The organism is Streptomyces sp. NPDC058401 (genome assembly GCF_042722885.1).
Lineage (GTDB): Bacteria > Actinomycetota > Actinomycetes > Streptomycetales > Streptomycetaceae > Streptomyces.
Genome location: NZ_JBHXKA010000062.1, coordinates 35,150 through 44,786, shown reverse-complemented (window position 1 = coordinate 44,786; position 9,637 = coordinate 35,150). Strand labels below are relative to the sequence as shown.

General features: G+C 73.5%; 7 protein-coding genes. All 7 read left to right on the top strand.

Translation table 11 applies throughout. The features are described 5' to 3' along the window. The first annotated feature begins 395 nt into the window (after positions 1-395). The 7 genes from ACFWNV_RS22870 to ACFWNV_RS22840 all read left to right on the top strand — a co-directional run bounded on the left by ACFWNV_RS22870 (position 396) and on the right by ACFWNV_RS22840 (position 9,591). Positions 396-1,445 (top strand): beta-ketoacyl-ACP synthase 3, encoded by a 1,050-nt coding sequence (locus tag ACFWNV_RS22870; protein ID WP_383950038.1) that lies wholly within the window; start codon positions 396-398, stop codon positions 1,443-1,445. Between the two features lie 176 nt (positions 1,446-1,621). After that, on the top strand, positions 1,622-1,870 hold the full coding sequence (locus ACFWNV_RS22865) for a phosphopantetheine-binding protein (RefSeq protein ID WP_383950035.1): 249 nt from the start codon (positions 1,622-1,624) through the stop codon (positions 1,868-1,870). Continuing rightward, positions 1,867-3,117 carry a beta-ketoacyl-[acyl-carrier-protein] synthase family protein gene (locus ACFWNV_RS22860; protein WP_383950032.1) on the top strand — a complete coding sequence of 417 codons (1,251 nt, stop codon included), beginning with the start codon at positions 1,867-1,869 and terminating at the stop codon, positions 3,115-3,117. Before ACFWNV_RS22865 ends, ACFWNV_RS22860 begins: the two co-directional genes overlap by 4 nt. 40 nt (positions 3,118-3,157) lie before the next feature. Beyond that, positions 3,158-4,153 (top strand): 3-oxoacyl-ACP synthase III family protein, encoded by a 996-nt coding sequence (locus ACFWNV_RS22855; RefSeq protein WP_383950029.1) that lies wholly within the window; start codon positions 3,158-3,160, stop codon positions 4,151-4,153. A 5-nt stretch (positions 4,154-4,158) separates the two neighbouring features. Continuing rightward, entirely contained in the window at positions 4,159-4,779 is a 621-nt protein-coding gene (locus ACFWNV_RS22850) for a carboxymuconolactone decarboxylase family protein (RefSeq protein ID WP_383950026.1), read from the top strand. An 11-nt stretch (positions 4,780-4,790) separates the two neighbouring features. Continuing rightward, positions 4,791-6,101, top strand: coding sequence for a cytochrome P450 (locus ACFWNV_RS22845; protein ID WP_383950023.1), 1,311 nt, complete (start codon positions 4,791-4,793; stop codon positions 6,099-6,101). 124 nt (positions 6,102-6,225) lie between these two features. After that, a complete protein-coding gene (locus tag ACFWNV_RS22840; RefSeq protein ID WP_383950020.1) occupies positions 6,226-9,591 on the top strand; it encodes a S8 family serine peptidase in 3,366 nt (1,121 codons plus the stop codon). Positions 9,592-9,637 lie beyond the last annotated feature (46 nt).

The following is a 9,637-nucleotide window of genomic DNA, read 5'->3' as shown; positions in this document are numbered from 1 at the left end:
GTGCCGCGGAGCGGGCCGGGAGCGGTGTGCGTGCAACAGGTTCAGGTGTGCGTGCAACACGTTCAACAGCGGCACCCGTTTCCCACCGTTGCCCCCGGGCCCTGGGAGCGGTTGATGCACCGGAGGACTCCGGCACCCCTGCGTCAGCAGGACGCCTGGACAGCCGTATGCGATTCAGCCTTTGGGGCGATACCCCGATGGCCCAGCGGCGGTAACGTTTCTTCCTGCACACCGCTGAGCTGCGGCGATGACGCCGCAGCGGGCTTCCAGTACATGCGTTCCCCTCCGTCTCCGCACCCGCCGTGATCTTGACGCGCCCTACAGTCGTGCCGCTCCCCCGAGATCCCTGCTGAGAGACGTGCGTGACTTCCCTCCTGCCTTGCCCAGAAGACCAGTTGACACTCCCGGCCAGCCGTTCCGTCCCGCCCGCGGCGGTGCTGGAGGGCATCGCCGGATACGTTCCGCCCCGGGTGGTCGCCAACGCCGGACTCCCCGCGGCCTGGGGCATCGACGACGCCTGGGTGCACCGCCGCACCGGGATCCGCGAGCGGCGCCGGGCCGATCCCGGAGTCTCCACCGGCGAACTCGCCCTCGAAGCCGGGCGCCGGGCCCTGGCCGTGGCGGGCGGCGCTCCGGTGGACACCGTGCTCGTGGCCACGTCCACGCCGGACCGGCCCATGCCGGCCATGGCCCCGCAACTGGCCACCCGCCTGGGCCTGGGCGGCGCGGCCGCCTGGGACGTGAACGCCGCCTGCAGCGGCTTCCTGTACGGGCTCGCCACCGCCGCCGGCGCCCTGCTGTCCGGCTGCGCGGACCGGGTGCTGCTCGTCGCGGCCGACCTGTACTCCACGCTCCTCGACCCCGAGGACCGCTCGGCCGGCATCGTCTTCGGCGACGGGGCGGGTGCCGTCGTCCTGCGCCGGGGCCGCTCCGGGGAACCGGGGAGCATCCTCGCCTTCGACCTCGGCAGCGACGGCTCGGGCGACGAACTCATCGAGGTGCGCGGCGGCGGAGCCCGGGAGCGGTCGGCCCCGGACGCCTACGGCCCCGGCGACCGGCACTTCCGCATGCAGGGGCGCGAGGTGTTCCAGCACGCGGTGAACCGGATGACCCAGTCCTCGCAGACCGTACTGAAACACGCGGGCTGGGGGCCCGAGGACGTGGACCGCTTCTGCGCCCACCAGGCCAACGCCCGCATCCTGAAGGCCGTCGGGGAGCGCCTGCCCGTCCCCGGTCCGCGCCAGGTGACCAACATCGAGCGGGTCGGCAACACCGGCGCCGCGTCCATCCCGCTCGCCCTGGCCGACGCCGCTTCGCGCGGCGAACTGCACGCCGGGGAAAGGGTGTTGCTCACCACCTTTGGCGCCGGGCTCACCTGGGGGTCGGCGGCCGTGCTCTGGCCCCGGTTCGAGCGTGCGGTGCCCGGCATCGAACCGGCGCCCTGACCCCTGGTCTCTGATCCCTGCTTCCTGACCGCTGGCCGCTGGCCGCTGACGCCTGATTCCCGAGCCCTCTTCTCCGGCTCCGGCTCCTTGCCGCCAACCGGCCCTTTCCGCCTGCCCGTTTCCGCCTGCCCGTTTCCCCTGCCCGCCCGTAACCCGTCCCGGAAGGACACCACGCCATGCCCCCGGTCCAGACCGTGCTCACCACCGTGCTCACCGAGAAGTTCGAGGTCTCCCCGGAGAGCGTCCTGCCCGACGCCACCCTGGAGAGCCTCGACCTGGACTCGCTCGCCCTCGCCGAACTGGCCCTCACCCTCCAGGAGGAGCTCGGTGTGAAGGTCGAGGAGCACGAGGCGGCCAAGCGCACCACCATCGGCGAACTCGTGGCCGTGCTCCACTCCAAGCGGTCCGAGCGGGAAGCCCTGTGACGGGCTCCCCGCGCCCCCGCGCCGTGGCCGTCACCGGTCTGGGGCTCATCACCCCGGCCGGGGTGAGCCGCGAGGAAACCTGGGCCGGAGTGCTCCGGGGCCGCTCGACCGCGGACACCGATCCCGAGCTCAAGGGCTGCCCGGTGGACTTCTCCTGCCGGATCCCCGCCATGGCCCCCGAACAGGGGCGCATCGGCGGCCGCAAGGCCTGGCGGATGGGCCGTTTCACGCAGCTCGCGGTACTGGCGGCCCGCGAGGCCGTGGCCGACGCGGGACTCGATCCCGCCTCCTGGGACGGGGCCCGCGTTGCCGTGGTCATCGGCTCCGGACTGGCCGGGGCCGCCCACCTGGAGGCCCAGACCCTGCGCCACCACCAGGGCGGACCCGACCTGGTCACGCCCTCCCTCATCCCGATGCTCATCCCCAACATGGCCGCGGGAGAGGTGTCGGCGGACCTCGGCACCCACGGCCCCTCCCTGGCCACCGAGACGGCCTGCTCCTCCGGGGCCACCGCCCTGGCCGTCGCCCGTGACCTGCTGCTGTCCGGGGCCTGCGACATCGCGATCGCCGGCGGCGCGGAGGCCGCCGTGACCCCGGTGGTCACCACCGGGTTCGCCCGGATGGGCGCGCTGTCCGGGCGGGTGGACCGGCCGGAGGAGGCCTCCAGGCCGTTCGCGGCGGACCGCGACGGCTTCGTCATCGCCGAGGGGGCCGCAGTGCTCGTACTGGAGCGGCCGGCGGACGCGGCGGCCCGCGGGCGGCGCGGATACGCGCACCTCGCCGGGGCCGGCCTCACCTCGGACGCACACCATCCGACGGCGCCGTCGCCCGGCGGGGAGTACGCCGAGGCGGCCCTGCGGGCGGCGCTCGCCGAGGCCGGGCTGTCCGCCGCCGATGTGGACCACGTCAACGCCCACGGGACCTCCACCCCCCTCAACGACCGCACGGAGGCCGAACTCATCGGCCGCGTCCTGCCGCACGGTCCGAGCGTGACCGCTCCCAAGGGGGTGCTCGGCCACACCCTCGGCGCCGCCGGCGCCGTGGAGGCCGCGCTCACCGCGCTCTCCATCCGGGACTCCCGGGTGCCGCCCATCGCCAACCTCGGGGCGCGCGGGTCCGGTTCCGGCTCTCCCTACGACATCGACTGCGTGACCGGCACGGTGCGCGAGCAGCGGGTCACCGCGGCCGTCAGCCACTCCTTCGGCTTCGGCGGACACAACGTGGTGCTCCTCCTCACCGCGCCCTGACCGCCTCCGACGTCTCCCACCAGCAGAAGGCTCCGTACCCTTGGCCGTTCACAGTGCCGTCGTCCACGCCACCGTCCACGTACCGCAGGAGCGCCAGAGCGTCTCCGCGGTCGAGGACCGCTTCCGGGCGGGCAGCCCCGGCATCCCGATGTCGCGGGGCGTGCTCCAGCACATGTACGGGCTGGCCCACCGCACGGTGGCCCCGCACGAGGAGCAGCCCTCCGACCTGGCGGTGCACGCCGCCCGCAGTCTGCTGGAGGAGAGCGGCACCCCGGCCGGGTCGGTGGACCTGCTGCTGTACGCCGGGATCCTCGCCGATATGGAGGAACCGGCCACCGCCCATGTGGTGGCGGCCAAACTCGGCCTGGACTGCCCGGTGTTCGACCTGAAGAACGCCTGCAACGGCGTACTGAACGCCCTGGAGGTGGCCGACGCCTTCGTCCGCACCGGACAGTACCGGCGGGTGCTGATCACCAGCGCCGAGGTCAGCACCCGGGAGAGCCGCTGGAACGTCACCGACCCGGACGAGGTGCTGAGCGCCCTGCCGAGCCTGAGCACCGGCGACATGGGCTCGGCGGTCCTGGTCACCGCGAGCACGCGGCCCGGGATCCTCGGAAGCCGCTTCTTCGCCAACTCCTGGGGCTGGCAAGCGGCGACGCTGCCCAATCCGTACGCGAACCACCGCACGATGGGCCGCCTGGAGATCGACTCGGCCCGGCTCGTGGCCTCCTTCGACGGCATGCCGGCCAAGGTGCGCGGAGCGGTCCGCGAGCTCGGGGTGGACGTCGAGGACCTCGACCTCGTCTGCGTGCACCAGCCGTCCGTGCCCTTCACCCGGGTGGCGTGCGGCTGGGTGGGCGTGGATCCGGCGCGGATCCTGTCCACCTTCCCGGCGCACGGCAACGTCGCGACCAACACGATCCCGCTGCAGCTGGCCACCGCACTGAACTCGGACCGGCTCCACCCGGGGGACCTGGTGGGCATGTTCGGGTTCGCGAGCGGCGCGAGCGCCGGCGTCGTGATCTGCCGGTGGTGAGCCCGATGACCATCGAAGAGCCCGTAGGACACGAGGGTCCGGAGCAGCGCGAGGACGCCGACCGGCCCGGGCAGCCCGGGCACTCCGTACGGATCGCCCCGCTGCCGCCCGAGCAGTGGACACCCGCGCTGCGCGCCCTGCTGGCCGGATCCGCCAAGGACGGCCCGGGCCGGGTGAACCTCTTCGGGACCCTCGCCCACCATCCCGGCCTCGCCCACGCCTGGCTCTCCCTCGCCCGGGTCCTGACCCACGAAGGCACCCTGACCAGCCGTCAGCGCGAGCTGGTCGTCCTGCGCACCGCCCACCGCCGCGGCGGGTCCTTCGTGTTCGACCGCCACAGCGCGGTCGCCTCCGACGCCGGGCTGGACCCCCGCGAGGTGGCGGCAACGGCCCTGCCCCTGGCCGGACATCCCTGGTCCGTCGCCGATGCGGCCCTGCTGGAGGCCTCCGACGCGCTCGCCGCCGGGGAGCCGCTGCCGCAGCCGCTGTGGGACCGGCTGGCGGGCGGACTGCGCCCCGACCAGCTCATCGAACTACTGATCCTCGCCGGGCAGTGCGCCACCATGTGCGCCACGCTCGGCGCCCTCCGCACCCCGCCCGACGGCGGCCGAACCCCCTCCGGATGAGATCCGCCACCATGACCGCCATCACCTCCCCGACCGGCACCTCCCCGACCGCCGCCGGTGCCGACACCGCCGCGGACGGCGCTTCCGCTGCCGCCTCCGCCCCCGGGTCTGCGGCCGCGGCCCCGCTCGCCCTGCCCGCCCCGTACGGCTCCTGCCCCTACGATCCGCCGCCCGGCTACACCCAAGCCGCCGCCGGGGAGCCGGTCAGCCGCGCCGAGCTCCCCGACGGCACCCCCTGCTGGCTCGTGACGGGCCACCCGGAGGTGCGGGCGGTGCTCGCCGACGCCCGTTTCAGCGCCGACGCGCGCACTCCCGGGTTCCCCTTCCTGTCCCCCGGCCAGCGTCAACTGGCCACCGCCCAGCCCAGCTTCATCCGGATGGACGACCCGGAGCACGCCCGGCTGCGGCGGATGGTGGCCAAGGACTTCCTGACCCGCCGGGTCCAGGAGCTGCGCCCGGCCATCGTCGAGGTGGTCGAGGCCGCCGTCGGGGCCATGACCGCCGACGGGCGCCGGAGCGCCGACCTCGTCGCGGACTTCGCGCTGCCGGTCCCGTCGCTGGTCATCTGCCTGATGCTGGGGGTCCCGTACGAGGACCACGCGCTGTTCCAGTCGCTCAGCCGGACCCTGCTCGACAACACCACCGACCCCGGGCGGGCCGCCGCGGCCCACCGCGAGCTGATGGGTTACCTGTCCGGTCTGGCCGAGCGCAAGCGGCGGGATCCCGGGGACGACATCCTCAGCCGGCTCGCCGTCCGGCCCGACCTGACCGCGCGGGAAACGGCCTCGCTCGGTTTCATGCTGCTGATCACCGGCCACGAGAGCACCACCAACATGGCGGCGCTCAGTGTCCTGGCCCTGCTGCGCCGTCCCGATCAGGCCGCCCGGCTGCGGGCCGAACCGGCCCTGGTTCCGGGGGCGGTGGAGGAGCTGCTGCGCTACCTCACGATCATCCACCTCGGTCTGGGCCGCGCCGCCACCGAGGACGTCACGGTCGGCGGAGCGAGGATCAGGGCCGGCGACGGGGTGATCTGCATGCTGTCCACCGCCAACCGGCAGCCGGAGCTGTTCGGTTCACCGGACGGCGCCGCGGCCTGCCCGGCGGAGCTGGACGTGACCCGGGACGCGCGCCGGCACGTGGCCTTCGGCCACGGCGCCCACCAGTGCCTGGGCCACACCCTGGCCCGGGTCGAGCTCCAGATCATGCTGGAGACCGTCCTGCGCGAACTGCCGGGCCTGCGCCTGGCCGTGCCCGAGGAGCGGCTCGTCTTCCAACGGGACACCATCGTCTACGGATTGCGGGAGCTCCCCGTGACCTGGTGACCCAACCGGACTGGTTCGGACGCGGGTTGACATTCCCCGCGTCCGCGGAGAACCGAACGGGTCCGTCCGGCGTGATACCCCACACCACATGCATGGGCATGCACACGGACTCGGGGGAACACGGGTGGGATTTACCAGGAAGGCCCGGACGGCGGCGCTCGCCGCAGCGGTGACGGGGACTCTGCTCACGGGCACGGCGGCGGCCGGCGTCACACCGGCGCTGGCCGCGGGCACCGCCGCACGGGACGGCACGGGGGGTCCGGCCGCGGACCGCGCGAAGAAGGAGACGAAGCCGCCGGCGACGGTGACCCTGATCACCGGCGACCGGGTCGTCGTCAAGGGCGACGGCAGCGTCGAACAGCTGCTGCGCGGCGCGGGCCGTGAGGGGACCGCCTTCTCGGTGCGCCGCGAGGGCGAGCGCACGTACGTCGTTCCGCAGGACGCCCTGCGCCTGGTCGCCGACGGGGTGCTCGACCGGCAGCTGTTCGACGTGGCCGGGCTGGTCAGGGACGGGTACGACGACGCGCACCGCAGCACACTGCCCCTGATCGCCGGCTACCGCCTCGACGCCTCGGGGGCCAGGACCTTCGGGGCCTCCGGCGACACGCTGGCGGCCGTCGCCCGCGACCGCCGCGAACTGCCCGCGGTGGCGGGCGAGGCGTTCAACGCACCGAAGGCCGACGCCGCCGCACTGTGGACGGCGGTCACCGGCCGGAAGGACGCCCGCACGCTGGGCTCCGCGCCCGAACCGCCGGTCGCGCACCTGTGGCTGGACGGCAAGGTGAGCGCCACCCTGGACAAGAGCGTGCCGCAGATAGGTGCGCCCGCCATGTGGAAGGCGGGCTTCACCGGCAAGGGCGTCAAGGTGGCGGTCCTGGACACGGGGGTCGACGAGACCCACCCGGACCTCAAGGGCGTCGAGACCCTGCAGAAGAACTTCAGCAGCTCGCCCGACTCCAAGGACCGGTACGGGCACGGTACGCACGTGGCCTCCACGATCGGCGGGTCGGGCGCGCGGTCGGGCGGCCTCTACAAGGGCGTGGCACCCGATGTGCAGCTCCTGGACGGCAAGGTCCTGGGCGACGACGGGTTCGGCTCCGACTCCGAGATCATCAGCGGTATGCAGTGGGCCGTGGACCAGGGCGCCGCGGTGGTCAACATGAGCCTGGGCTCGCCCGACACTCCCGGCGTCGACCCCCTGGAGGAAGCGGTCGCCCGGCTCTCCGGCAAGGCGCTCTTCGTGGTGGCCGCCGGGAACGAGGGCGACAAGGCCGCCACGCTGCGGTCGCCCGGCAGCGCCGCGGCGGCGCTCACCGTCGGCGCGGTGGACAAGCAGGACCAGCTCGCCGAGTTCTCCAGCCGCGGTCCGACGGCCGACGGACTGACCAAGCCGGACATCACCGCCCCGGGCGTCGACATCACCGCCGCCTTGACCACGCAGAACGACGGTACGCACGAAGAGGGCTACACCAGCATGTCGGGCACCTCGATGGCCACCCCGCACGTCGCGGGCGCCGCGGCCCTGGTCAAGCAGCAGCACCCGGGCTGGAACGCGGCCAGCATCAAGGCCCTGCTGACCGCCTCGGCCACGCCCAACCCGAAGCTCAACGCCTACCAGCAGGGCGCGGGCCGGGTCGACCTGGCCCGGGCCGGCAAGGCCGTCGTCAGAGCCGATCCCGGTTCCCTCGCCTTCGGTACGCACCTGTGGCCGCACGCCGACGACAAGCCGGTGTCCAAGTCACTCACCTACCGCAACCACAGCACCAAGCCGGTCACGCTGAAGCTGAGCACGGCCGGCACCGGGCCGACCGGCCAGCCGGCAGCGGCCGGGATGTTCACCGTCAAGGACGCCCAGCTGACCGTCCCCGCGGGGGGCAGCGCGACGACCACCGTCACCGCCGACCCCCGCAAGGGCTCCGTCGACGGCGTCTTCGGCGGAACCGTGCTGGCCTCCGGGGGCGGGCAGGAGGTGCGCACCGGTCTCGTGGTCGAGCGCGAGGTGGAGTCCTACGACATCACCCTGAAGCACCTGGACGTCAAGGGCGCGAACCCGGCGACGTACTACACCACGGTCACCCCGCTCGGTGCGGGCCCGGACGCCCGCCGCGAGGTCCCGTACGACCCGAGCGGCACGGTCGTCCAGCGGCTTCCCAAGGGCGACTACCTGCTGGAGGGCGTCGTCTGGGGCCCGGACTCCACCCTGGGCTTCTTCGTCCAGCCGGTGCTGAAGGTCACCGGGAAGGCCACGGTCACCTTCGACTCCCGCAAGGCCAAGCCGTTCGCCGTCACCCCGCCGGATCCCGGCGCGAAGCTGGTGAGCGGGTACGCCGGGTTCTCCGACGACGGCGCGATGGTGTCCGACATGTGGGCCACCGACGGGACGACGAAGATCCTCACCCAGCACCTGGGGCCGGCCTCGTCCACGCTGCGGGCCCAGTACAACGGCCTCTGGAAGACCCCGGGGGCGGCGGGCAAGAACGTCGACTACCGGCTGGTCTTCAACCGGACGGGCACGTGGTTCAACGGGCTCGACCGCAAGCTCACCCGGGCCGACGTCGCCGAGGTCAAGCTCGGCTTCGGGGCCTCGGTCACCGGGGCGAAGGCCCAGGTGACCGCGATGGCGACGGACGACCACGGGTACACCGCCGGGGTGATGGACCCGCCGGTGCAGAGCCTGCCGCTGGCGAGCACCCAGTACGTCACCACGGAGGGGGTGCGCTGGTCCTGGACGGCCTCGCAGCTGGACTCCGCGGGCGAGACGCGCATCCTCTACACGCACGACCGGGCGTCCTACAAGCCGGGCAAGCGCTACGCGCTGAACTTCAACACCGGCGTGGTCGGCCCCGACCTGGATGCCGGGGACGAACAGGGCGGCTGGCGCAACGGCGACTACCTGGACGCCAACGTCGGACTGTTCAACGACGGCAGCGGTCACGCGGGCTACTCCTTCACCACCGGGGGCTTCACCCGGCTGGAGTCCGGCGGGCGGGTCATCGTCGAAACCCCGTCCACCGGCTGGATCAGCGCCGACGTTCCGGCCGGCTCCGCCGTGTACCGGCTGACGAAGGAGGCGACCCGGTCCGCCAAGGACACCGCCACCAGCACGAAGGTCCGGGCGAGCTGGACGTTCACCTCGGCCCGTCCGGCCACCGACCGGCAGGTGAAGCTGCCGCTGTCCTCGGTGCGGCTCTCGCCGAACCTGAGCCTGGCCGGAACGGCGCCCGCGGGCGGCGCGCTGAAGGTGCCGCTGCGGATCGGCGGGCCGGCCGCCGCGGCAGGTCAGGTCGCCGCGCTGGCGGTCCGGGCCTCCTTCGACGGGGGCAAGACCTGGCAGCTCCTCGCGGTGGCGACGGACGCGGACGGGGCGCGTTCGGTGACCGTGAAGCACCCGGCGTCGGCCAAGGCCGTGTCGTTCCAGGTGGATCTGAGGGACAAGGCCGGCAACACGGTGCGGGAGACGATCACGAACGCCTACCTGCTCGCCCCCTGACCCGACCGTACGACGCTCCGGCCCGGGCGCTCTACCGCACGGGGTC

Coding starts and splice junctions, on each gene's coding strand:
- ACFWNV_RS22865 (WP_383950035.1), top strand. CDS start 1,622: ATGCCCCCGGTCCAGACCGTGCTCACCACCGTGCTCACCGAGAAGTTC.
- ACFWNV_RS22850 (WP_383950026.1), top strand. CDS start 4,159: ATGACCATCGAAGAGCCCGTAGGACACGAGGGTCCGGAGCAGCGCGAG.
- ACFWNV_RS22845 (WP_383950023.1), top strand. CDS start 4,791: ATGACCGCCATCACCTCCCCGACCGGCACCTCCCCGACCGCCGCCGGT.